This is a genomic window from Clostridium sp. C8, from assembly GCF_001010885.1.
Lineage (GTDB): Bacteria > Bacillota > Clostridia > Clostridiales > Clostridiaceae > Clostridium > Clostridium sartagoforme.
Window position 1 is genome coordinate 100027 of the sequence record NZ_LBMX01000012.1, and the last position, 25407, is coordinate 125433.

18 protein-coding genes are annotated in these 25407 nt (G+C 27.9%); all 18 read left to right on the forward strand.

The genetic code is table 11. From position 1 onward, the window contains the following. Nucleotides 1–22: 22 nt before the first annotated feature. The 18 genes from AAT22_RS02225 to AAT22_RS02310 all read left to right on the forward strand — a co-directional run bounded on the left by AAT22_RS02225 (nucleotide 23) and on the right by AAT22_RS02310 (nucleotide 25374). Nucleotides 23–1516 (forward strand): 4Fe-4S dicluster domain-containing protein, encoded by a 1494-nt coding sequence (locus AAT22_RS02225; protein ID WP_016205726.1) that lies wholly within the window; start codon nucleotides 23–25, stop codon nucleotides 1514–1516. Between the two features lie 154 nt (nucleotides 1517–1670). Further along, nucleotides 1671–2951 carry an O-antigen ligase family protein gene (locus AAT22_RS02230; protein WP_047000090.1) on the forward strand — a complete coding sequence of 427 codons (1281 nt, stop codon included), beginning with the start codon at nucleotides 1671–1673 and terminating at the stop codon, nucleotides 2949–2951. A gap of 231 nt (nucleotides 2952–3182) precedes the next feature. Further along, entirely contained in the window at nucleotides 3183–3467 is a 285-nt protein-coding gene (groES, locus tag AAT22_RS02235; protein WP_047000091.1) for a co-chaperone GroES, read from the forward strand. Between the two features lie 14 nt (nucleotides 3468–3481). After that, nucleotides 3482–5107, forward strand: coding sequence for a chaperonin GroEL (groL, locus tag AAT22_RS02240; protein ID WP_047000092.1), 1626 nt, complete (start codon nucleotides 3482–3484; stop codon nucleotides 5105–5107). A 168-nt stretch (nucleotides 5108–5275) separates the two neighbouring features. After that, nucleotides 5276–5755, forward strand: a complete 480-nt coding sequence (locus AAT22_RS02245) for a hypothetical protein (protein ID WP_047000093.1) — start codon at nucleotides 5276–5278, stop codon at nucleotides 5753–5755. A gap of 175 nt (nucleotides 5756–5930) precedes the next feature. Beyond that, complete coding sequence (locus AAT22_RS02250) at nucleotides 5931–6680, forward strand: A24 family peptidase (RefSeq protein ID WP_047000094.1); 750 nt, start codon at nucleotides 5931–5933, stop codon at nucleotides 6678–6680. A 137-nt stretch (nucleotides 6681–6817) separates the two neighbouring features. Continuing rightward, the gene (locus AAT22_RS02255) at nucleotides 6818–8509 is read left to right on the forward strand and encodes a GspE/PulE family protein (RefSeq protein WP_047000095.1); all 1692 of its coding nucleotides are present in this window, start codon (nucleotides 6818–6820) and stop codon (nucleotides 8507–8509) included. Between the two features lie 16 nt (nucleotides 8510–8525). Continuing rightward, the gene (locus AAT22_RS02260; protein ID WP_047000096.1) at nucleotides 8526–9728 is read left to right on the forward strand and encodes a type II secretion system F family protein; all 1203 of its coding nucleotides are present in this window, start codon (nucleotides 8526–8528) and stop codon (nucleotides 9726–9728) included. Nucleotides 9729–10046: 318 nt separating this feature from the next. Beyond that, entirely contained in the window at nucleotides 10047–10466 is a 420-nt protein-coding gene (locus AAT22_RS19505) for a prepilin-type N-terminal cleavage/methylation domain-containing protein (protein ID WP_047000097.1), read from the forward strand. Between the two features lie 133 nt (nucleotides 10467–10599). Then, complete coding sequence (pilM, locus tag AAT22_RS02270) at nucleotides 10600–11796, forward strand: type IV pilus assembly protein PilM (protein WP_047000098.1); 1197 nt, start codon at nucleotides 10600–10602, stop codon at nucleotides 11794–11796. Between the two features lie 12 nt (nucleotides 11797–11808). Beyond that, entirely contained in the window at nucleotides 11809–12357 is a 549-nt protein-coding gene (locus tag AAT22_RS02275; RefSeq protein WP_047000099.1) for a PilN domain-containing protein, read from the forward strand. A 1-nt stretch (nucleotide 12358) separates the two neighbouring features. Further along, nucleotides 12359–13609 (forward strand): hypothetical protein, encoded by a 1251-nt coding sequence (locus tag AAT22_RS02280; RefSeq protein WP_047000100.1) that lies wholly within the window; start codon nucleotides 12359–12361, stop codon nucleotides 13607–13609. Nucleotides 13610–13618: 9 nt separating this feature from the next. Continuing rightward, nucleotides 13619–14524: a prepilin-type N-terminal cleavage/methylation domain-containing protein gene (locus AAT22_RS02285; RefSeq protein WP_047000101.1), complete on the forward strand. Its 906-nt coding sequence runs from the start codon at nucleotides 13619–13621 to the stop codon at nucleotides 14522–14524. A gap of 22 nt (nucleotides 14525–14546) precedes the next feature. After that, nucleotides 14547–16622: a hypothetical protein gene (locus AAT22_RS02290; protein WP_047000102.1), complete on the forward strand. Its 2076-nt coding sequence runs from the start codon at nucleotides 14547–14549 to the stop codon at nucleotides 16620–16622. A gap of 5 nt (nucleotides 16623–16627) precedes the next feature. Next, entirely contained in the window at nucleotides 16628–17236 is a 609-nt protein-coding gene (locus AAT22_RS02295) for a prepilin-type N-terminal cleavage/methylation domain-containing protein (RefSeq protein ID WP_242849776.1), read from the forward strand. Nucleotides 17237–17253: 17 nt separating this feature from the next. Continuing rightward, the gene (locus tag AAT22_RS02300; protein WP_047000104.1) at nucleotides 17254–20118 is read left to right on the forward strand and encodes a vWA domain-containing protein; all 2865 of its coding nucleotides are present in this window, start codon (nucleotides 17254–17256) and stop codon (nucleotides 20116–20118) included. Nucleotides 20119–20329: 211 nt separating this feature from the next. Next, nucleotides 20330–23689: an amylo-alpha-1,6-glucosidase gene (locus AAT22_RS02305; RefSeq protein ID WP_047000105.1), complete on the forward strand. Its 3360-nt coding sequence runs from the start codon at nucleotides 20330–20332 to the stop codon at nucleotides 23687–23689. A gap of 317 nt (nucleotides 23690–24006) precedes the next feature. Then, nucleotides 24007–25374, forward strand: a complete 1368-nt coding sequence (locus AAT22_RS02310; RefSeq protein WP_052953887.1) for an extracellular solute-binding protein — start codon at nucleotides 24007–24009, stop codon at nucleotides 25372–25374. The last annotated feature ends 33 nt before the right edge of the window (nucleotides 25375–25407 follow it).

Genomic DNA, 25407 nt, shown 5'->3' on the forward strand with positions numbered 1-25407 from the left:
ATTTATATAGGAGGATTTTGGTATGTTCCAATTTGAAACTCAATTAAAAAAGCTCAAGCATGAGGTATTGACAGAAGTTGCTAAACTAGCTAAGGATGGAAATCTAACAACAGAATCAATTGAAAAAATTCCTTATGAAATTATTAAGGGGGATACAGCTATGTATAGATGCTGTGTCTATAAAGAAAGAGCCATTGTTTTAGAAAGAGCTAAGCTAGCAGCAGGGTATTTAGCTAATGGAGATAATATAGATGATGAATTTGTTGATATCAAAGAAGATGATCAAATAATATATGTCATTGAAGCAGCTTGTGATAGATGCCCTATAAATAAATATAGTGTTACAGATTCATGTAGAAATTGTTTGGCACATAAATGTCATGAGGCTTGTAACTTTGGAGCAATAACTTATGTTGCAGGAAGAGCATATATAAACCAAGAACTTTGCAGAGAATGTGGAATGTGTAAAAAAGCATGCCCTTACGATGCTATTGCTGAAGTTATGAGACCATGTAAAAGAGTATGTCCAACTGGTGCATTAGATATAAATATAGAAGATAGAAGAGCTATGATAAAAGAAGAAACATGTGTTAACTGTGGAAGTTGTATGAATGCATGTCCTTTTGGAGCTATTTCTGATAAAAGTCTAATTGTTCCTATAGCAAAAAGACTTGGAAGAAAGAGAAAAATGTATGCAGTAGTAGCACCAGCAATAACAGGACAATTTGGAGCAAAAGTTTCATATGGACAAATCAAAAATGCAATAAAGAAATTAGGCTTTGTAGATATGGTAGAAGCAGCTTGTGGTGCTGATGCAGTAACTGTACATGAAAGTGGAGAATTTTTAGAAAGATTAGAAGAAGGTCAAAATTACATGACCAATTCTTGTTGTCCAGGATTCTTAAGTTATATTGAAAAGATGTTCCCATCAGAAGTAAAAAATATATCAGGAACAGTATCTCCAATGATAGCAACAGCGAGATTTATAAAACACAATGATCCAGAAGCGAAAGTTGTCTTTATTGGACCATGTACTGCTAAAAAGAGTGAAGCAGTTAGAGAGTCAGTAAAAGATGCAGTAGATTATGTTATAACATTTGAAGAACTACTTGCTTTATTTAGCGCTTTTGATATAGATATTGATTCTTGTGAAAATGAAGTTGTGGATGATGCATCAATATATGGAAGAGGTTTTGGATCACATGGAGGATTAACAGCCGCTATAGAAAATTACGTTAGAAGCCAAGGAATAGAAGTAAATTTCAATCCAGTAAAGGTATCTGGAGGGATAGAAATAAAGAAGATGATGACTATGGCTAAGATTGGAAGACTACCAGGTAACTTCATAGAAGGAATGATGTGTGATGGAGGTTGTATAAATGGAGCAGGTACTTTAGTAACTCCATTTAAATCTAAGACTGTATTTAATAAGATAAATTCACAAGCTACTAAGAAAGCTGTTATAGATAATGAAAAAATTAGTGAATACAAAAATATAAATTTAGAAAGACAGTAGAGCTTTGCGAAGCAAAATTTCTAGTACATAGTTAACAAGGCACAGTTCACAGTTATGGAAATAATTCAGCAATTGTGAACTGTGAATTGTGTACTGTGAACTAAATAAATTGCTTCGCAATTTTTTTATACTAATCTATTGGTAGGGGTAAATTGTGCAAAATATATATGAAAAAATAAAAGGAATTTTCACAAAAGAAATTGATACAGAAAGGCTAGTAAACATAATATTATATTCTGTAATAATTATTATGCCTTTTATAGTTGTAAATGTATCATCACCAAGATATGTAGTAGGAAAATTAATCTTTCTTTATATTGTAGGAATAATTTCTCTGTTATCGTTAATAAAACTAAAGGTAACAGAATTTAGTATTGAGCATAAGATAGCATTAGTGTTTCTCCTAACAATGTTAATTCCAAGTATATTATCAAAGGAAAAGTATGTAGCTTTTATGGGAAATATCACTAGAGGTGAGGGATTTATAATTTACTGTATTTATATAATATTATTTATACTAGCTTCTAAATACTTAATATTAAACAAAAGAATATTAGACATAATACTAATATCTGCTTGCATTATGGCCTCATATGGAGTAATACAGTTTTATAATATTGATCCTGTACAATACTGGATGCTTGGATATATATCAGTTGGAGATTCTATTGGGTTAATAGGAAATAGAAACTTTTTTTCTTCTTACCTATGTATTTTTCTATTTATAAGCATGGCTATTTATATATTTAATGGAGGAAGAAAATATTTAATATATTCAGTAATAATATTTTCAGCTTTAATTTGTACATTAACACGTAGTGGATGGCTTGCTTTTATAATATATTCAATTATAGGATTTATTCTAATTTTTAAGGATATAAAAAAGATAAAAAGAGCAGGTAATATTTTTATATTGTTCTGTGGAATATTTCTATTAATAAATATATCTTCAGGTGGAAAAATTTTTAGTAGAGCAAATAATACTATATCAGTAGATGAAAAAGGAAATACAAAAATTCAAGATAGCGGAAGAATAGAGATATTAAAAATTTCATGGAAAGCATTTATAGATAGTCCTTTTATAGGGTGGGGGCCTGATACTTTAAGTTATAGATTAGATTCTGATTATCATAAAAGCTATCAAGGATATTTAGAAAATAATGGATCATATATTGATAAATCACACAATGAATATTTAGAATATGCAGTCAGTAATGGTATTTTTAATTTAATAACATATTTAACATTAATAGGAGTAATATTATATAAGCTAATAAAAAACTTTAACAATAATATATCAAAGACATTATTTTTAACTTTAATAGGATATTTAGTACAATCCTTTTTTAATATAAGTGTCGTAATGGTGGCACCTATTTTTTGGATATTTTTGGGGATATGTATAAATAAAAATACTTACAACTTAAGTCAATAAGATTTATAAATGGAATTATATTTAAAATGAAGAAAATAAACAAAAGTATGAGGAAAATGGAAATATTTAATGTAAAAGAGTAATAATTATTATATATAGGGTAATAATATATGAGGTAACATTTGAAAAATATAAAGTAAAATATTATCATAAAGTTGTTAGCACTTATTGGTGGTGAGTGCTAATATAAAAGGGTAATTAAATTATAGATATAAATAGGAGGGATTTTTTATGAATATTAAACCACTAGCAGATAGAGTAGTTATAAAAAAATTAGAAGCAGAAGAAACAACTAAAAGTGGTATAGTTCTAACTGGAACAGCAAAAGAAAGACCACAAGAAGCAAAAGTTGTAGCAGTTGGACCAGGAGCAATTGTAGATGGAAACAGAGTAGAGATGGAAGTAAAAGTTGGAGATAAAGTACTTTATTCAAAATATGCAGGTACAGAAGTTAAAGTTAAAGGTGAAGAATACACTATTTTAAAACAAGATGATATTTTAGCAATAGTTGAATAAGGGAGGAAAAAGTTATGGCAAAGATGATTAAATTTAGCGAGGATGCAAGAAGATCAATGCAAATTGGTGTTGATACATTAGCAGATACAGTTAAGGTTACTTTAGGACCAAAAGGAAGAAATGTAGTTTTAGATAAAAAGTTTGGAGCACCGCTTATTACAAATGATGGTGTTTCTATAGCAAGAGAAATAGAGTTAGAAGATCCATATGAAAATATGGGAGCACAATTAGTTAAAGAAGTTGCAACAAAAACTAATGATGTTGCAGGGGATGGTACTACAACAGCAACTCTTTTAGCACAAGCAATCATAAGAGAAGGATTAAAAAATGTAACAGCTGGAGCAAATCCAATACTAATTAGAAATGGTATTAAAATGGCAGTTGATAAGGCTGTAGAAGAAATTAAAAAGATTTCTAAACCTGTTAATGGTAAAGAAGATATAGCTAGAGTTGCAGCTATTTCAGCATCAGATGAAGAAGTTGGTAAGTTAATATCAGATGCTATGGAAAAGGTAGGTAACGAAGGAGTTATAACTGTTGAAGAATCAAAATCAATGGGAACTGAATTAGATGTAGTTGAAGGTATGCAGTTTGATAGAGGATATGTGTCAGCTTACATGGTAACAGATACTGAAAAAATGGAAGCTGTTTTAGATAATCCAGTAATTCTTATAGCAGATAAGAAAATTTCTAATATCCAAGAATTACTTCCAATACTTGAACAAATAGTTCAACAAGGTAAAAAATTACTTATTATAGCTGAAGATGTTGAAGGCGACGCAATGACTACATTAGTAGTTAATAGATTAAGAGGAACATTCACATGTGTAGCTGTAAAAGCACCAGGCTTTGGAGATAGAAGAAAAGAAATGCTTCAAGATATAGCTGTTTTAACAGGTGGTACAGTAATATCAGAAGAACTTGGTATAGATATAAAGGAAGTAACTTTAGATATGCTTGGACAATGTGAAAGTGTTAAAGTTACTAAAGAAAATACCACAATAGTTAATGGAAAAGGAAATAGCGAAGCTATTAAGGAAAGAGTTTCACAAATAAGAGCTCAAATAGAAGAAACATCTTCAGAATTTGATAAAGAAAAATTAACAGAAAGATTAGCAAAACTTGCAGGTGGAGTTGCAGTAATTAAAGTTGGTGCAGCAACAGAAACAGAATTAAAAGAAAAGAAATTAAGAATAGAAGATGCTTTAGCAGCAACAAAAGCAGCTGTTGAAGAAGGTATAGTGCCAGGTGGTGGAGCTGCATATGTAAATATAATTAATGAAGTAACTAAGGTAACTTCAGATGTAGCAGATACTCAAGTTGGTATTAATATAATTGTAAGATCATTAGAAGAACCAATGAGACAAATTGCAATAAATGCAGGAGTTGAAGGTTCAGTTATTATAGATCATGTTAAGGGACGTGAAGCAGGAGTTGGATATGATGCTTTAAATGGAAATTATACTGATATGATTAAAGCTGGTATAGTAGATCCAACTAAGGTTACAAGATCAGCACTTCAAAATGCTGCATCAGTAGCATCAACATTCTTAACAACAGAGGCTGCTGTTGTTGATATTCCACAAAAGGAATCACCAATGCCAGGAGCTCCAGGAATGGGCATGGACGGAATGTACTAAGATTAATAGAAATAGAGACTTAGATTTTACTAAGTCTCTATTTTTTTATGTGATTGTAGTGATATAATTTATTAGGGAAATATAAGATATTAAATAAATAAGTAAGTAATCCGTAGTAATCATTAGTATAATATAGTTAGTATTAATATAAATTAGAGAGGTAATATCATGACCAAGTATAGTAATAAGAAAAAAAAGAAATATAAAAAATATAATTTCACTATAATTGAAATGATCACATTAATAGTATTAATAATAGCATTAATGGCTATATTAATACCTAACTTTAAAAAGTATTCAGTTGATACAAAAAAGGCAGAAGTAAAGAGCGCAATACAAGATTTTATAATGGCAGTAGAAATTGCGAAGATAAAAGATGATATTGAGATTTTAGATTCAGAGTCTATTAAATCAATGGAAGATAATAATGATAAGATTTTAGGTATAATAAAAAACTATATTGATGATTCAAAAAAAATAGAAAAAATAAAATATTTAAAGATAGAAGAAGCTAAACAAATAATAACTGATTCAGCAGATTTTGAAATAGATAAAGAAGGAAACTTTTTAAAAATAATTAATAACAAGAAATTAAGTTTTATTAAGGCGGATATTACCACTATATATAAGCAAATTGATATAATATAATATTCTTAAGAGGTATATAAGAATTTCAATTAAATAATAATAGATACAATTTAGTGGGTTAAAAAGATAGAATAATATCCAATTTATTACAAAAACCTTAAACTTTAAAAGGAAATGGGTATGTAATGTAGAATTTATATTAATATAGATTTTAAATAATTTATTGGAGGTATTTATGGGGATATTTGTATTTATAATAGGGTTATGTATAGGTAGTTTTTTAAATGTTTGTATATATAGAATTCCTAAAGAAGAATCTATATCATTTCCACCATCACATTGTACAACTTGTGGTTATAATCTTAAAGCATATGACTTAGTTCCAATACTAAGTTATTTATTTTTAAGAGGAAAATGTAGAAAATGTGGTGAAAAAATATCATTAAGATATCCATTGATAGAACTTTTAAATGGATTAATATATTTATTAATATTTATTAAATTTGGAATAAGCTTAAATTTTATATTTTATAGTTTACTATCATCCTTACTAATTGTTATTTCTTTTATAGATTTAGATAGTAAATATATATATACTTCAAATACTATTTTAGGCGCAGTAATTGGATGTATTTATATATTAGTAGGAGCATATATTGGAGAGGTTAATATTATAAATAACTTACTAGGTGGAATTATAGGATATGCAATTATTTATCTAATAGTTATAGCCACAAATGGTATGGGGCAAGGAGATGCGGAGATAGCTGGTATTTGTGGACTCTTTTTAGGTATTAAAGGAATTTTAGTAACTCTTTTTATTTCTATAATATTAGGAGGACTAGTTGGGATTATAATACTTTTATTTAAATTAAAAGATAAGAAATCAGAAATAGCTTTTGGACCATATATAGCTATAGCAGCTGTTATATGTATATTTTATGGACATGAAATATTGTCGTTATATCTAAGTTTTTTTTATTAATAAAGTGAATTAAATTAAAAGTGATATTCAGATTGAAAAAACAATAAAGCTATATTAATATTAGAATAAACAAATAATGGGCAAAAAAGGAAGAATTTTTAAAAATATAATTAAAATTAAACTACGGAGGGGAGTTTATGGCTATAGTTCAAAAGAAAAGACTTGGTGACATCCTGGTAATGGCAGAAAAAATAACTCCTTTTCAACTTCAAAATGCATTGAAAACTCAAAAAATTTTAGGTAAGAAGTTGGGAGAAGTGCTAATTGAAAGTGGTGTTGTATCAGAGGAAGATATTATAAATGCCATAGAAGCTCAAACAGGCATAAAAAAGATAGATTTAAATAATGTTGCTTTTGATAAAAGAGCAATTAAGATAGTACCCCAAAATCTTTGTAATAAATATAATTTAATTGCATTTGGATTTGAAGAAGATAAAATAATGGTTGCATTATCGGATCCATTAAATATATTTGCTATAGATGATATTTCTATATCAACGGGATTAAGTGTTAAGACTTTTATCGCTCCTAAAAGGGATATTGATAAATTCGTTAAAATAAATTATAGCAGCGAAGAAGTTAATAAAGCTGCAGAGGAGCTTTTAAAAGAAAGTTTAGAAGCAAAGAATATATCATTAGATGTAGAAGAAATTGATGACGTAAAGAATGCTCCAGTTGTTAAAATGATTGAATATTTATTTAGAAATTCAGTAGAAATGAGAGCATCAGATATACATATAGAACCATATGAAAAGGATATTAGGATAAGATATAGAATTGACGGTGAATTAACCACTATTAATACACTAGGCATAGAAAGTTTAGCTCCACTAATAACAAGAATAAAAATTTTAGCAAATTTGAATATAGCAGAAAAAAGAGTACCTCAGGATGGAAGAATAATAACAAAAGTAGGAAATACTGATGTAGATCTTAGAGTATCTGTACTTCCAATTGTAAATGGAGAAAAGGTAGTTATTAGAATTTTAAATAGAGATAGTTATAAAGTTGGTAAAGAAAGTCTTGGATTAAGCAAAGAAAATCTCAGAAAATTAAACAATATAATATCTAGTCCTCATGGAATAGTATTAGTAACAGGACCTACAGGAAGTGGAAAATCAACTACACTTTATACTATATTAAGTGAACTTAATTCTAATAATGTAAATATAGTAACAATAGAAGATCCTGTTGAATACACATTAAATGGAATTAACCAAGTTAATGTAAATACAAAGGCTGGTTTAACCTTTGCAAGTGGACTTAGAAGTATATTAAGACAAGATCCAGACATAGTTATGATTGGAGAAATAAGAGATGAAGAAACTGCACAAATAGCTATAAAGGCTGCTATAACAGGGCATCTAGTGCTAAGCACATTACATACTAATGATGCACCATCTTCAATGACTAGATTAGTTGATATGGGGGTTGAGCCATATTTAGTTGCCACTTCAATTTCAGGAATCATAGCTCAAAGATTAGTAAAAAAGATATGCAACAACTGCAAAGAAGAATACATTGCATCTGATTATGAAAAGTCAATATTTAATGTTGATAGTAAGGAAGTTCTAAAGTTATATCATGGTAAGGGATGTGGACATTGTAATAATACTGGATATAATGGGCGAATAGGTGTATATGAAATAATGGAAATAACAAGAGAACATAGAGATGCAATTAATAAAACGAGAGATTCCAATATTTTAATGGATATATCAATGAGGCATGGTATGACAACACTTGCAGAGGAGTGTAAAATATTAGTTCTAAATGGTACAACAACTATACAAGAACTTGCAACTGTAACATTATTAAGGGATATATAAGGGGTGATAAGAAGTTATGAAAAATTATAAATATAGGGCTATGAAGAGTGATGGAACTAAAATAGAAGGGAAATTCGAAGGTAGTTCAAAAGATGATGTAATAAATATGATAACTTCAAGTGGATATTATCCTTTAAAGATAGAAGAAATAGTTGAGAGCAAGTCAATAGAATTTAAGCTATTTGAGAAAGTAACAACAAAGGATTTAGCAATATTTTGCAGACAATTTTATACTATGTTAGATGCAGGTGTAACAATAACTAATTGTATAAATATTTTATCAAAGGAAATACCAAATAAGAAATTAAGAGAAATTTTATCAACTATTGAGGATGATGTTAAAAAAGGAGAACTATTATCAGAATCAATGGCTAAGCACAGTAAGCATTTTCCTCAACTTTTAATAAGTATGGTAGAGTCTGGCGAAGTTAGTGGAAATATTGATGAAATGATGCTTAGAATGTCTGTACATTTTGAGAAAGAAAATAAAATAAATAATAAAGTTAAGTCAGCAATGACATATCCAACTGTACTTAGCATAGTTGCACTGGTAGCAGTTATGTTTATAATGACTTTCGTAATGCCAACCTTTGTGGAAATGTTTGAAGGTGAAGGTATAACCCTTCCTTTGATAACAAGATTTATGCTTGGCACAAGTAAATTTCTAAGCAATAACTTAATTATCATAATACTAACAATAGTAATCATGGTAATAATTTTTAATATTTACAAAAAAAGTTCAAATGGAGTAGTAACTATAAGCAATTTAAAATTAAGGCTTCCTATTATAGGAAATTTAAATAAAAAAATAATAGTATCTAGATTTACAAGAACTTTATCTACCTTATTAGCATCAGGAGTATCTTTAGTGCAAGCACTGCCAACTGTTGCAGGAGTACTAGAAAATAAAGTGGCAGAAGATGCAATTTTAAGAATAAGAGAAAGAGTTGTAAGAGGAGATGGATTGAGTACTCCTATAAGAGAAAATGATATTTTCCCTAAAATGCTATCTTCAATGATAAAAATAGGAGAAGAATCAGGCTCACTAGATGATATCCTAAACAAAACAGCAGACTTTTATGATGATGAGGTTGAACAAGCTATTCAAACAACAACCTCACTAATAGAGCCGCTACTAATAGTTATCATGGGAGTAGTAATTGGAGGAATAGTAATTTCAATAATGCTTCCAATGTTTGATATGTACACTCAGATGTAAAAGTGCAAAGCACTTTTTAGTTCACAATTCACAGTGCACAGAGCACAGAGCACAGTTAGTTATTTTATAGATAACAGGGAATAGGTGGCAGGGAACAGGAAACAGGTGTCAGGTAACAGGTGTCAGATAACAGATAACAGGTAAAAAGGTTTTTAAATTATAAATTTAAAAGCTGAGTAAAACTGTGAATTGTGCACTGACAACTGTGCACTGAATAAAGCCGTGAACTGTGAATTGTGCACTGTGAACTGATATAAACAATGTTTATATTTAAAAATTAATATAAAGCTATAAGCAAAAATAAAAGGAGGATTTATTATGATTAAGAACACTAACAACAAAAAGAAAAAGAAGGGTTTTACCCTTATTGAACTTATTATAGTTATAGCAATTATTGCTATACTAGCAGCTTTAGCTATTCCAAAGTTTGGTGAGGTTAGAAAAGATGCTGCATTTAAATCTGATGTAGCCAATTCAAAAACTATTGCTAATTCAGTGGCAACCCTTGTGACAGATAGTAAATTATCTGATGGAACTTATTATGTAGACGGTACTAAGGATGCAGATAATGTTATAGAAAATTATCTTCAAAATTCACCTGCACCTAAGACAAAGGGTTATAATGTATTTAAAGTTGTTGTAACAAAAGGTGATGCAGTAATAACAATGGAAACAGCACAGGATGCTGCATCAGGTAGTGTTCCTTTATTTCCAGTTGCAGCAACATCAGTTGACTAATATATAAGTTAAAAGCAAAATGCAGGTTCAATCTGCATTTTGCTTATATAAAAAGATTTTTAGCTAATCTAAAAATCAACAATAATTGTTAATCGTTAATTGTTAATTATCAATTGTAAAATGGGGTGATTTAATGCCAGGTAAAAAATTCAACTTATCAAAGATTAAGGAAATAAGTAGTATGGACGTAAAGGACATAGGAAAACTTTTTAAAAAAGATAAGTCTGAGGATGTAAATTCTTCTTATGAAGTTAATAAGGTTGAAAAAAAGGGTAGGCTTAAGGAAAAATCTAGGCCTGTTTTATCTATAGATTTAGGAACCAATTTTATAAAGGTAGCTGAAGGTAAGTATCAAAAAGATAAGCTAAGTTTAAATAAGGTTGTTCAAATACCAACACCAGAAGGCTGTATTGCTGATGGAAAAATAATAAATGCTCAAGCTATTATAGATGTATTAAGCTTTTTAATAAAGGAAAATAGTATAAGAGCTAAGGATGTTATTTTTACAACTAATTCATCCTCAATAATAAATAGAGATATTTTAATACCTGTAGTTCAAGAAGAGGAAATGGAAACTGTTATAAGATATGAAATACAACAATATTTACCCATAAATTTAGATGATTATATAATTCAATTTATAGTTTTAGATGAAATTGTTGATGATACAGGAGCAAAGTTAAAAATTAATGTAACTTCATTTCCAGAAAGAATGGCTAATACCTATTACAACGTAATAAATGCTTTAGAATTAAATCCATATGCTTTAGATGTAACTTATAATTCAATAAATAAATTAGCTAACTATTCACAATATACATCAAAGAATGGGCAAACCATAGGGGGTACTGTTGCTTTTGTTGATATGGGAGCTACCTCTATTAATGTGGCAATATTTAAAAATGGCAAATTAGATTTTACAAGGATGATAAAATCTGGTGGGGATAATATAGATTATGCCTTAAGCCAAAGTTTAAATATGTCAATAAAATCAACAGAATCTTTAAAGATAAAAGATGGAGATTTATTGAAAGATAACGAAGAAGATGTTTTAAACTTAACTATAAGAAAATCTGTTGATGATATATTAGAGGAATTGGAAAGAATACTTCAATTCTACAGCAATAAATCAAATACAACAATAAATAAGCTTTATATTTATGGAGGAACTTCTAATTTAAAGCATATAGACATATATGTTAAAAATAAAATAAATATTTCTGTAGATAAAATAGAAGATATTCCTAATATAGATTTTACATCTAAGGATTTAATTAATGAAGATCTTGGGCAGTATCTAAATGCTATAAGTGCTATTATAAGATTGTAGGAGGAGACATTTATGATAAGAGATATGAACTTTTTCTCACCTTATCAAGGTCAGAAAAAAGAACAAAAAAATAAAAATATTTATGTTTACTCCATGGCAGGATTTTTATCTGTAGTTATAGTTGGTACATTAGCTTGGAATAGTACAAATATACTATTACTTAATAATAAGATAAAAAATTATAATGAAAAGCTAGAACAAGAAGATGTAAAAGAAAAAATTTCTAAATGGGATGATATAAGCAAAAAAAATGATATATTAACAAAATATGATACAGAGCTTAGTAAAATAGTTGGTGCTTTAAATACAAGAGAAGTAGTAACGACTGATTTACTAGATAAACTAAGTTCAAGTTTACCAACAGAAGTAACTTTTAATAGCATAAACATAACAAATACAGAAATTTCTATTCAAGCTGTTTCAACAAGTAGAGTTGCAATAGGAGAAATAGAGCATAACTTAAAGAAATTAAATATTATACAAGATGTATATATTGGTGGAATATCAGGGGATGAGCAATATACCTTTGATATAAAATGTGTATTAAAGGATGTTGAATAATATGAATATAAGTAAGAGAGAAAAGTATTTAATAGGAATTCTGTTAGCTGTATTAATATGTTTTGTTTATTATCAATTTATTTATGTTAAGCAAGTTGAAAAGTTAAATAATAAAAGAGCAGAAAAAAACCAAGTTGAGCAAAGATATAATGAAGTAATGGATGCTATAGCTAATTTAGATTCTAAAGAAGAAAACTTAAAGATATTAAAAGCAAATGTATTAGATAAATCTAAAAGGCTATATCCAACTATAATGCAGGAAAAGATTATAATAGAAATAGACAAGCTATTAACTGATAGTGGACTTAAAGGGAATATTGCTTTTAGTCCTATAGAAGTAGCATCAGTAGAAAAAATGGTATCACCAGAAATACAAAAGGCAGAAAGCTCTTTAAAGGCTTTAGTAGATGAATATAATGGAGGAGCGAGTACTTCTGATAATTCAAATAGTAATAATGAAGTAACTGCAAATAGCGGGGAACAACAATCTCAAAGTAGTACTTCAGAAAATAATGCAACATCAGAACAGTTAAAGGTTGCAATAAATTTCTCTGGAAATTATGAAGTATTAAAAAGTTTTATTGCTTCAGTACAAAATTATGAGAGAAAAGTAGTAATCACTAATATATCAATATCATCAAAATCTCAAGACGAGTTATCTGGAATTATGAATTTAGAATTCCATGCAGTTCCTAAATTATCTGATGAAGATATGGAATATTTAATATGGACATTAAATAATGTATATGGAAAAGAAGTTTTATTTAGTAGCGGAGCAGCAAGTGGTGCATATGCATCTACTATAGAAGAACAAAGTACTGAAAAAGATGTTAATGACTTTGTAATGATGCTTAGATCATCTACATCAGAATTACCTACAGTAACAATAGGAAAAGCTAAGGATGATTCAAGAGAAAGCTATATTTATTGTGATAATGATAAAACAGAAGAGGTAGAAGTAGCCTTTGATGAGATAGATGGAAAAACATATTATAAATATAAAACTTCCACATCATATTATCCTAAAGATAATTCATCACAAGGCAAGGAATTTACTTCAAAATCAAAGGATATAGTACTTGAAATATTAAGTGAAAGTAGAGTGGGAACTTCTGATAATTCAGGGATAAAGTTAAAGATTATAAATAATACAGATAAAAATGTTGAGATAATAGTTAAAGATGATGATACTTCAAATCCTAGAGTTACAGTAACAAGCGAAGGTTATACTGTAAATGTAACTAAAAAGTAGGTGTCAGTAATGAAAAATAATAAACTTAAAGCAAAAAAAGGGATGACATTAATTGAGGTAATAATTAGTGTTACCCTTTTATCAATATTAATAGTGCCTTTATCAGGTCTTGTAATGTCAAGCTTAAAGAATAATAAGGATTCAGAGTATAGACAAAAGGCAAGTTATGTAGGGCAAAAAGTGCTAGAAGAATTAAAGGCTTACGATAAAATAATTTTAAGAAATGATGCTGGGGAAAGATATTTTCAACTTTTAGATGGTGATAAAATAGTTAAAGACTTAACTGGAAATACTTTTGTAGGAGATTTTGAAAGAACCATATATGGAAGTCCTTTAGAGCCTGAAAGTTCAAATGAAAGAATTTATAAAGTTAATGTAGAAATACAAAAAGATATTAATTTTCAATATGATGATAATAATAATTTAAGTGAATATAATAATGCTGATTTTAGACTTAACTTTTTAAAAGAAAATGGAGTTGATAAAATACAATTAGCTTCCAATATAGCTAATAGTAGTTCAATTGATAATGAAGATATAATGATTGAACTAAGTAATAATCTTAACTTAAAAGTTTATAAAAAAAATAATAAGAGTCCAATTATAGATAATACAAAAGTAGCACCAATTAATAATAAACTTCTTTTATATCTTGATAGTACTTATACTAAGAATACAAATATAGAAATAAAGAATGATACAAGTAATACTATTGAGATATATCTTATTAAAAATAAGGGTACATTAGGGAAGTTAAATTTATATTCAAGTAAAGGAAAGATAATTCTTTATGAAGAAAATGAAGTAGATAAAAATCAAATTGCTAATATGTATAACTATAAGGTTACAGTAAAAGATAATGATGAAAACATATTATTTGAAGGATCTTCAAGTAAAAACTTATATATAGAATAAATTTATGGGTGGTGAATTAGAGGTGAAAAAAAGAAAAAAGAAAAAAGCTTCAACCTTTGTAATAGTGGTTGTAGTAATGGCAGTTATATTTACAACTGGGACAACTATATTAGCAGTTACAGCAAATGATTATAAAATGAGAATAAATGAAAGTAAAAAACTTCAAAATCTTTATGAAGCAGACTCAGGATTAGATGTAGTTGAAAATATAATAATAAAAACCTCACAAGAAGCCATAAAATATGCAGATAAAGAAGTTAAAAAGGAATTTACAAAATTAGATGATAAAGATAGAAGTAAAGATAAGATAAATGAATTATTTAAAGATAAATTTTATGAATTTTTAATCACAAAAAATAAACAAACAATTAATGTTAATAATGTACCTAAAAATGTTGATATTTTAGAATATTTAATTTTAGAAAGGAAGTATATAAAATCAATACTTGAAAGCGGTACATTACAATTTGAATCAGCTATAATTGATAGAGAAAATAGCTTTATAATTGAAATACCAGAAGGCGGGTATATTAAAAACACTAATAATGGAAAAGTAAGTAATATAACTATAGAGTTAAAATCAACCTTTGAAAATAGCGAAGGTGAGCTTAAAAATAAGAAAACTGTTACTACAAAATATGTAGTAACAGCGCCAGATTATAATTCAGAGATAACTTCAATAAACATATATCCTGTTTTTGATGGCAAAGCCATAACTGCAGATGGTAACATGGATTTATCAAATGGAAATTTAACAATAAGTGGAGATATATGGATTAAAGGGAATGAAAATTTAGGTGATAATCCAGAATACACATTTGAAAAGTATAAAGGTGGAATAAAATTAGAAAATACAAAGTTCAATATAAATGGAAATATATATACTTCAAATACATTTCATTTAAACAACGCAGTAAGTGAAGCATCAGTAGATGGAGACATATATGCTAAAAATATTTATGTAGGTAAATCTATAAATTCTAATGTTTCACAATCTAATAATATATCTTTTGAAAAGAATGTTATTGTAAATAATGATTTAGCTTTAAATGCAACAAATAGTAATATAATGATAAAAAATAATTTTTATGGAATTAATGAAAAGACAGCAGAAGTTTTAACAGCAAATAAAGCTTTAAATTCAAGTAGTATAATTGTAAATGATACAAGTAAAACTTCAACAATAACAGTAAATAAAGATTCGTATATTATGGGAGTTGCTTATTTAAATGCAACAGATGAAAGTGGAAATAAATATCAAACAGGCGAGTCAGTAGCTGTAAAGGGAAATTACTTGGCATACACTGACGTTGAAGATATTTTAAATGGAAAAGATAATGTTTCTTTAAAGTATTATTCACCATTGCAATTATTAGAAAGTAAAAATGAACAATCTAATCCATCTATGAAGGCAGATTATTTTGCGGAGTATTATTCTAAAAATACTAATCATTACAAGTTTAATGATGGTGGAGTAAATCTTAAGGGAGCTGTTAAATCTGTTGGAACAAGTGTTAAAGATAGTAGTGGAAATATACAAAAATCTAATATAACAAGCGAAGATTTAAATTTAGTAAATGAGCAAAGAAATGAATTTGCTAGAAATGTATTTGCTATGGGAGATGCTACAGGGTTTGAAAATTTATATAATGGGCAGGAAGTTAAAAGAACTGTTAGTAATCAAATAAATTTTGATAAAGTTAAAGATATAAATATTCAAAATATAAAAAATGAAAATGGAGTAGTTATATTAAGCGGAAATAATGAAAATATTGTAATAGAAAATAATAAAATAAGTGATAAAGAAGTTAAAAAGGGTTTAATTATAACTAATGGAAATATAACTATAAAAGGAAATTTTGATTTTACGGGAAATATAATAACTACAGGAAACATTAATTTTGAAGGTACTGGTGAGAGAACTATAACCTATGATCCTCAAGTTATGAGAAGTATATTAACTTTAAATTATGATATTTTAAAGGATATATTTAATGAATCACAAAGTAAGAGAGAAGAAATAAAAGTTACTTCAGCTTCAGAATTATATAGTGCTGACAAATTCCTAGAAAGATCTTTATGGAGAATTGTTAAATAAAAGAGGTGGAATTATTGAGAAAAAGGAAAAAAGGTTTTACTATATTAGAACTTATAATTACATTAAGTTTAACAGTTGTAGTTCTTGGAGTGGTGTATACTTTCTTCTTTAGTAATAGTAAAACATTAACAACTACAGAAATTAATTCTGACCTTCAATTAGAATCAGAGACAATTCAAAAAGAATTATTACTATATGGAACACAAGCAGAGGAAATCAGCAAACTTAATGATACTATGCTTACGGAGGCTAATAAATATAATTATGAAGGATTAATAACAGATAGTAATGGAAAATTAGATGTTACTGAATTAAGATTTAAAATAGGATTAGAATACTTCACATTTATATATAACGAGGGAAATAGTACATTAACATTAAAAAAGGTTGATGCAAGTGGAGCTGAGATTTCAGATCCAAATTTAAGTCTTCCAAAGGTTTTATCATCTAATATTACTGAATTTAAGATTAGGCCAATAGATTATAGAATGAAGCCAACAGGAAATTTTAAAGAAACTACAGGACTTGAAATTTCATTAATTTTAAATAAGAAAAAAGGATATTCAGATGTAACTATGCCACTAAGTGTTATAGTTAAGTTTAGAAATAAGTGATATGGGGAGGGGATAAAATGATTAGTAAAAAGAAATTTAAGATAATAAGTATTGTAACAGTTTTATTTGTTATAACAACTTTAATATCCCTTAATAATATTAATGCAAAAGCAAGTAATATAGCATCAAAACCCAATTTTACAATTACAAATTTAAGTGCCACACCAAATCCTGCAAAAGTAGGAGAGGATATATTAGTTTCAGGAAAGATAGTTCCTGAAGACTTTGAAACAACTTCACAACCTAAGGAAATAGTTCTAGTCCTAGACACTTCTGGTAGTATGAAGTATGAAATAGAAGATATTTGCACAAGTGAAAGAGTAAGATATTGTACATCGCATGGAAGTAGTGAACCTAATCATTCTAATATAGAATGGAGTTGGGGATTTCCTATACCAACTAGTCATAAATGGGTAGAAAATTATTGTGTTGATCATGCCACAACTAGCAAAAATCACAATTCCACTCGGATAAGTGAACTAAAAAAAGCAGCAAAATCATTTATTGAGTCTATGCAAGGTGTACCTAATTTGAAAATTGGAATAATAAAATATGCGTCAGATGCAACAATAGTATCAGATTTAAAAATTGCTAATGATTCATCATTAATTACAGCTATTAATGGGCTAAATGCAAATGGTGGAACTAATATAAGAGAAGGCTTAAGAAAAGCAACATATTTATTGAATAAGGGAAATAGTAGTGCAAATAAAACTGTAGTTTTAATGACAGATGGAAATCCAACATATTATTCTAAATATGATAAATTAGATGATACAAATCCAAAAATATATGGGCAAGGTAATTCGACAGATAAAGATACAATGATATATACTTTAGATTTAGCTAAAGATCAAATAGGAGCTAGGCAATATAATGCTTATTCAATTGGTTATGGGCTAGATAGTTCAGGAAGCACATATTTAAAACAGATACATTCATCTATGAAGAATTTAGCAAGTGATATAGATCCAAATGAAGGTGATGGTTTCTTCTCAAAAAGTGATGGTTCAATAACAGAAATATTTAATGAAATAGCAGAAAATATAAAGAATGGCTATGAACTTAAAGAAATTTCTTTAGATATAGATTTAAATCAATCATTTAATCTTAATATAGGTGGAAATGAGGTTAAGGTTGGAAATATAATTTATAATAAGATATCCGAAGATACAGTAACAGGAAAAGTTAGATATCATGCAGAACCTGTAAGTTTTAGTTTTATAGTAAAGGGTAGTCAAGTTGGGAACTTACAATCCATATTGGATAGGATAGATGTTAATTTTCTATTTGAAAATGAAAAGCTGACTGTAAGTTCAAATGTGGATGTAAAAGTAGATATAATATCAAATGAATTACCTAATATTTCAGCTAAGCTTATAAGTGAAAATAAATTGGAAATTAAAAAAGATGAAGAAATAACTCTTAAATATGAGATAAGTCCACAAGATTTTGTATATAACAATTCATCTAATTCAGGAGATATAGATGTTGTTGTAATTGTAGAACTTGGTAGAAAACAAGGAAATTTAGATAGTTTAAAAAATGGTATTAAAAATAAGTTAACAGATCCATTTCAAAATGAAAAGAAGGCCAAGTTTTCTTTAATAACTTTTAATAATAATGAAACTAAAAAAGAGGCATCATTAAAAAGCTTTGAGAATTCAAATAACTATTATCATGATATTAGACTTACTATAGATAATTTAAAAGAGGGTAGTATATTTGAATCTTCAACAAAAGATATCAGTGAATCTTTAAATAATGCATATGAAGAGTTAGAAAGGAATTCTAGACCTACAGCAACAAAAAATATTGTAATAATATCTAATAATGATATTAACTATAATAAACAAGTTTCTGATAATATAAAGAATAAAGGCTATAATATAGTAAGTTTATCTTTAGAAACTGAGAATTTAAATAAAAATCTATATAAACTTCATAGTGATTTAGGTGGTAAATCTGAGGGCATTTTTAACATAAATAATGATTACAATAATATAAATAATTCGAGAATGGATTTAGTAAGAGAAAAAATAGTCTCATATGCAGCTGCTAAACCTTATGAATTTAAGCCAGTTATAAACTTAAATATAGGAAGTGATTTTGAACCAGTATCAGGAATTATAAGATCTACAGAAAGTGGTAAGCAGAATATAGGAATAGTAGAGATTCCAACTATAGTATATAATTTAACTCAAAATAATAATTATCATGCAGAGGGCAATGTAATAGAGATTAAATTAAAAGCTAATAATCTTGCAAGTGGAAGTTATTCTTTTGGTAGGCAGGCAGATAATATTATGGTATATAAAAGTATTTTAGGAAATCCTATTACTACTAATATAACTACTCCTACAGTTACAGTAAAGCAAGAAGTGAAAGACTTAACTCATGGATTATATAATGGAATAGAAAATAATTTAATAAATATCCAACAAGGCAATGATAATTCAAGTTTTGAAATGGCTCAAGGCTCAACAGTAAATTTTGGCTCTAAGTTTGTAGTAGGTGGAAATAGTGTTGACCTTAACTTAAATATAGATAACAAATTCAATACTGTAAATAAAAATGATATAAAAATCTATACAGTTTCAAAAGATTCATCTGGAAATATTAAGCTTATAGAGATACCTGATATCAATAAAAAAATAGATAGTTTAGGAGGAAATAATTTTAAATTATCTATTAATAATATCAAAGATAATGGATTAAATAATGATACAGAAATACTAGTTATTTATAAGGCAAGAATTAAAGAATCTAGCCAAAGTGAAACTTTAACAAATTCTATAGTAACATCTAGTTTATCAAAGGATGTTAAAATAAGTACTATAAGTAAATCGGACGAGAAGCCAAATTTACCAGATTTATTTTAATTTAAAATTCAGAGCATATTTAGAGGGATATCTTCTTAATATGCTCTTTTTATGTTTAAAGAATTATAAAAATTAAAAAAAGTCTTGTAAACAATTGCATTTTAATATGGATGATGTTATAATTTAATCGAATTATAGAAACGTTTCGAAAACTAATTAAGTAATTATAACTGATAAGTTATTAAAATATTTTAAGAATGGAGATGACGAAATGATATTAGACCAAAATGTAGAACTGATTTCATTTAGTAAAGATAATACTAAAGTTGATTTTCTACCAACTGGAGATATATTTCAATTTTTAAGTGAAGATATATTAATAAATCAATTTTTAGGCAATACAATTACTGGATCTGCTAATAATATTTATTTAAGAGTCTATGAAGAAGAAGGAATAGAAGTTTTTCCATTACTAGGAATTAAGTCTTCAAGTGAATTTAGATATAATAATGACAAAGCTGTATGGAGTGGTGAATGCAAGGGCATAAATTATGAAGTTGTATTTAAATTGGTTAATGAATCAATATGGTTTTGGAACATTGACCTTAAAGGAAGTAATAAGAAAGTTGATATATTATATGCCCAGGATATAAGTGTAGCTAACAAAGGTGGCACTATAACAAATGAGTTATACATGAGTCAGTATTTAGATCATAAAGTTATAGAAGGTGTAAATGGATTTGTAGTTAGTTCAAGACAAAATCAAAGCCAAGGAAATAAATTTCCATATTTACAACAAGGATCAACTAATACAAAGATAATTGGATACTCTACTGATGGTATGCAGTTTTTTGGGAAGAAATATAAGTTAACTGATGAACCAGAACTTTTGGATAAGAATTTACCAAATGTAAATTATCAATATGAACTTTCATATACTGCACTTCAAACAGAAACGTTTATGTTAGATAATAAATCAAATGTAACTTTCTATGGTGTATTTAAAGCAAACCATGAGTTAGCAGTTACAGATATAGAATTTAGTGATGAAGTAAATTTAGCATTAAAATCTTTAAATAACTCTACAGAAGAAGATAAATTAATACGAAGTGAAGATATAAAGATTAAAGATGAATTTGCGGGAGATGTATTAACATCAAGCACATTAACTAAAGAAGAAATAGATAGATATTTTCCAAATAGAATGATGGAGGAAGTACACCATGGAAAACTAGTGTCCTTCTTTACTAATGATCATAGACATATAATTCTTCAAGAAAAAGAAATAGAAACTGAGCGTCCTCATGGACATATAATTACAACTGGAATTGATGAAATGAGAGTTAGTTCAGGGTTAATTACTTCAACAAATTATATGTTTGGTGTATTTAATGCACAGGTAGTTTGTGGAAATACAAGTTTAAATAAACTAATGTCAACAACAAGAGGATTATTAAATATTTTAAAAAACTCAGGTCAACGTATTTATGTAAAATATGAGAATAAGTTTAGAATATTAACTATGCCAGCAGCTTATGAATTAGGAGTAAATCACTCAAAATGGTTCTATAAGTTGGAAAATGATATGATAATAATTGAATCTTATGCAGCTAGGGATAAGGCTGATATAATTCTTACTGTCAAATCAGAAAATAATAAAGAATATGAATTCCTAATAACAAATCAACTAGTTATGGGATCAAATGAATTTGAACAACCATGCAAGGTTATAAGAGTAGATAATAAAATAGTTATTTCACCAGAAGAAGATACATTTTTATATAGTAATTGTCCAGAAATACACTATAACATGAATGTACTTGAAGCAAAATTTGAAGTGGGTAATGATTCTATATTCTATGAAGATGGAAAAGCTAGAAATGGTACCTTATTAACAATTAAGACAGATAATACATCAAATTTCAAAATAGTGATTCAAGGCTGCATGGACAATAGTAGAGATGAAGTTTTAGAATGTTATGATATAGAAATAGAAAAGAAAAAATTTGAAGAGTTATATACAAGATTAACTTGTGGGTTCAATCTTTCAATAGAAAAAGAAAACTCTGAATACAATATAGATAAAATTAATGAGATATTCTGGTGGTATACACATAATGCATTAACCCATTATGCAGTACCACATGGATTAGAGCAACCAGGGGGAGCTGCTTGGGGAACTCGTGATGTTTGCCAAGGACCATTAGAATATTTTATGGCAACTCAGCATTTTGAGCTATCAAGAAACATAATTGAAGAAATATTTAGACATCAATTTAAAGAAACTGGTGAATGGCCACAATGGTTCATGTTTGACAATTATAATATGCAGCAAGATGACAGTCATGGTGATGTAGTTTTTTGGCCTTTAAAGGTTATTGGAGATTATATAAAGGCTACAGGAGATATATCTATTCTTGAAGAAGAAGTAGAGTATAGACATTTCCCACATGGAGAGATATCAGAGAAAGAGACCATTTTAGAACATGTTAAAAAAGCAATAATGAGCATAAAGGGCAGGTTCCTATATGACACAGCGTTAATATCTTATGCAGGTGGAGATTGGGACGATACGTTACAGCCAGCTAATAAGGAATTGAAAGAAAAACTAGTAAGTTCTTGGACTATGGCGTTAGCATATCAAAGCATTAAACAATTATCAGAAGTTTTAATTGATAAAGAAGAAAATTATTCTAATGAATTAATGGAAATGGCAAATAGAATAAAGGATGATTTTAATAGTCTTTTAATAAAAGATGGAGTTATAGCTGGTTTTGCTTATTGTGAGGATTCAGAGAAAATAGAGTATATGCTGCATCCAGATGATAATAAAACAGGAATAAATTATAGATTACTACCTATGACAAGAAGTATAATAAGTGAATTAGTAAGTGAAGAACAAGCTAAAAAGAATATTGCACTTATAGAACAGCATTTAATGTGTCCTGATGGAGTAAGATTAATGAATAATCCAGCAACCTATAAAGGTGGAGTAATAGAGTTCTTCCAACGTGCAGAACAGGCATCAAATGTTGGTCGTGAAATAGGATTACAATATGTACATGCACATATAAGATTTATAGAATCAATGGCTAAGTTCGGAAGAGCAGAAGATGCATGGAAAGGTATTTTTACAATAAATCCAATAAATATAAAAGATGAAGTAAAAAATGCAGAAATTCGTCAAAGTAATACTTATTTTAGTAGTTCAGATGGATGCTTTAATAATCGTTATGAATTCCAAGAAAATTTCTCAAAGTTACGTAGTGGAGATGTTAAGGTTAAGGCTGGATGGAGAATATATTCAAGTGGTCCAGGAATATACTTAAATCAAATTGTATCTAATGTTTTAGGGCTAAGGTTTACAGCAGAAGACGTAATAATAGACCCTATTATACCTACGGATTTAGACGGATTGAACTTTAGTTATAAAATTGGAGATAAAAAGGCAATATTTATATATGAGGTTAAGGGAAATAATGAAATACAAGAAGTCTTGATTAATGGTATCAAAGTTGAAACCTCTAGTTTGGAAAACTTATATAGAGAATCTGGAGTAAAAATAAATAGAAATAAAGTAAATAATTTACTTACGAAAGACGAAAATATCATAAGGATTAAATTAGTATAAGATATAAAATATTATTTTCAAATATAATTCGAAACATTTCGAATTATATTTGAAAAAATATTGAAATGTATAGCAAATGTGGTATAATAAAATCTGTAAACAATATCATTTGTGAAAAGTTATAATGTTTTTTCGAATAAATAGTAAAAAAACACAAAGAAAAGAAAAAAAATACATATTATTAAGGATAATCTAAATTTTCAATGAAAATCCAAAAAGGAATTTTTTTTCTTATCTAAAAAAACGTTTCGCAAAAGTTATTTTATAAAATATATTAACAATGTATATAACAAAAAAGAGTATGGAGGGAATTAATAATGAAAAGAAAGTATTTATCATTAGCATTAGCTGCCGTAATGTCAGCATCTATTTTTGTGGGATGTGGGAAAAAAGAAAGTAAGGATCAAGGTGAAAAAATTCAAATATCTTATATTAACTGGAACCTTGCTACAGAAGAAGAAAACAATATAGAAAGAAGAATGATAGAAGAATATGAGAAGCAAAATCCTAATATAGACATTGTTATTGCAGATTATATAGATACGGCAGATTATGGGAATTCATTAACAACTGCAGCTGCTGGTGGAAAGTTACCAGATGTAGTTATGTTACAAAATATACCTACAGGGTTATCAAATGAATGGTTAATGGATATTAGTGAATTTATTAAAGATGATAAAGACTGGAGCAAGATATCAAAACCAGTTGTTGAGTCAACACAAGTAGGAAAAGGAACATATGCAATTCCAGCAGGTCAATTTTTAGTTGGATATGTAGTAAATAAAGATCTATTTGAAAGAGAAAATGTAAAGCAACCAGAAATAGGATATACATTTGAAGATTTAGAAGCAGCTATAAAGGCTATGAATCAACCAAGTAAAAATGTAGCTGGGTTGGGTGTTGAATTATCAATGCTTGAATGGTATCCAGCATTAACAAATGAAAAATATGGATGGTATACATTTGATGGTCAAAATTATAATCTTACAGATCCATCATTCAAGGAAGTGTTAGAAAAAGCAAATTCTTTTGTTAAAAATGGATTAGTGTACGATGCTTTACCACAAGAGCAAAAAGATAAATTCAATGGAACTAATGAAGAAGAAGTTTGGTTACAAGGTCAAATTGCTATAAGATATGATGGAACTTGGTCAGCTAACAATTTAAAAAATGCTAATTTCTCAGCACAATTCATTGGATTACCAAACAATAAGAATGTTATAGTTAATGACTATATGGGTATTTCAAATAAATCTGAGCATGCAAAAGAAGCTTATGAATTTGCAAAATGGATGACATTCTCAAAAGAAGGTACTTTAAAGAGAATAGAATTAGCAGAAGCTAATGACTTAGCATGGGGATCACTTCCAATATTAAATGATACTGAAGTTAATGAAAAGTACTTTAACTGGAATAATATTCCTGGAGTTCTAGAAGCTTACGAAAACTTAGATAATAGTATAGTTGAAGCTGTTAAGGTTGTTCCTGGATATGTGAAATCAAGATGGGAAGCACCAACTGGCGTTAAGATTGGTGATAAAGAAAATGCAAACGTTGGGGATGTAATATTTGATATGGTAAGAGGAACTACTAAACCAGAAGATTATTTATCACAAATAAATGATTTAGCAAACCAAAATTATAAAGAAGCAAATGAAGCAATTCAAAAAGTAGTAGAAAAATAATAGAAAATAATTGGATTAAGGAGGTAGAATATC

Bases quoted from the DNA above. Each gene is read 5' to 3' on its own strand.
- AAT22_RS02285 (WP_047000101.1), top strand. From the start codon at position 13,619: ATGAAAAATAATAAACTTAAAGCAAAAAAAGGGATGACATTAATTGAG.
- AAT22_RS02280 (WP_047000100.1), top strand. From the start codon at position 12,359: ATGAATATAAGTAAGAGAGAAAAGTATTTAATAGGAATTCTGTTAGCT.
- AAT22_RS02225 (WP_016205726.1), top strand. From the start codon at position 23: ATGTTCCAATTTGAAACTCAATTAAAAAAGCTCAAGCATGAGGTATTG.
- groES (WP_047000091.1), top strand. From the start codon at position 3,183: ATGAATATTAAACCACTAGCAGATAGAGTAGTTATAAAAAAATTAGAA.
- AAT22_RS02310 (WP_052953887.1), top strand. From the start codon at position 24,007: ATGAAAAGAAAGTATTTATCATTAGCATTAGCTGCCGTAATGTCAGCA.
- AAT22_RS02250 (WP_047000094.1), top strand. From the start codon at position 5,931: ATGGGGATATTTGTATTTATAATAGGGTTATGTATAGGTAGTTTTTTA.
- AAT22_RS02260 (WP_047000096.1), top strand. From the start codon at position 8,526: ATGAAAAATTATAAATATAGGGCTATGAAGAGTGATGGAACTAAAATA.
- AAT22_RS02255 (WP_047000095.1), top strand. From the start codon at position 6,818: ATGGCTATAGTTCAAAAGAAAAGACTTGGTGACATCCTGGTAATGGCA.
- AAT22_RS02300 (WP_047000104.1), top strand. From the start codon at position 17,254: ATGATTAGTAAAAAGAAATTTAAGATAATAAGTATTGTAACAGTTTTA.
- AAT22_RS02275 (WP_047000099.1), top strand. From the start codon at position 11,809: ATGATAAGAGATATGAACTTTTTCTCACCTTATCAAGGTCAGAAAAAA.
- groL (WP_047000092.1), top strand. From the start codon at position 3,482: ATGGCAAAGATGATTAAATTTAGCGAGGATGCAAGAAGATCAATGCAA.
- AAT22_RS19505 (WP_047000097.1), top strand. From the start codon at position 10,047: ATGATTAAGAACACTAACAACAAAAAGAAAAAGAAGGGTTTTACCCTT.
- AAT22_RS02305 (WP_047000105.1), top strand. From the start codon at position 20,330: ATGATATTAGACCAAAATGTAGAACTGATTTCATTTAGTAAAGATAAT.
- pilM (WP_047000098.1), top strand. From the start codon at position 10,600: ATGCCAGGTAAAAAATTCAACTTATCAAAGATTAAGGAAATAAGTAGT.
- AAT22_RS02245 (WP_047000093.1), top strand. From the start codon at position 5,276: ATGACCAAGTATAGTAATAAGAAAAAAAAGAAATATAAAAAATATAAT.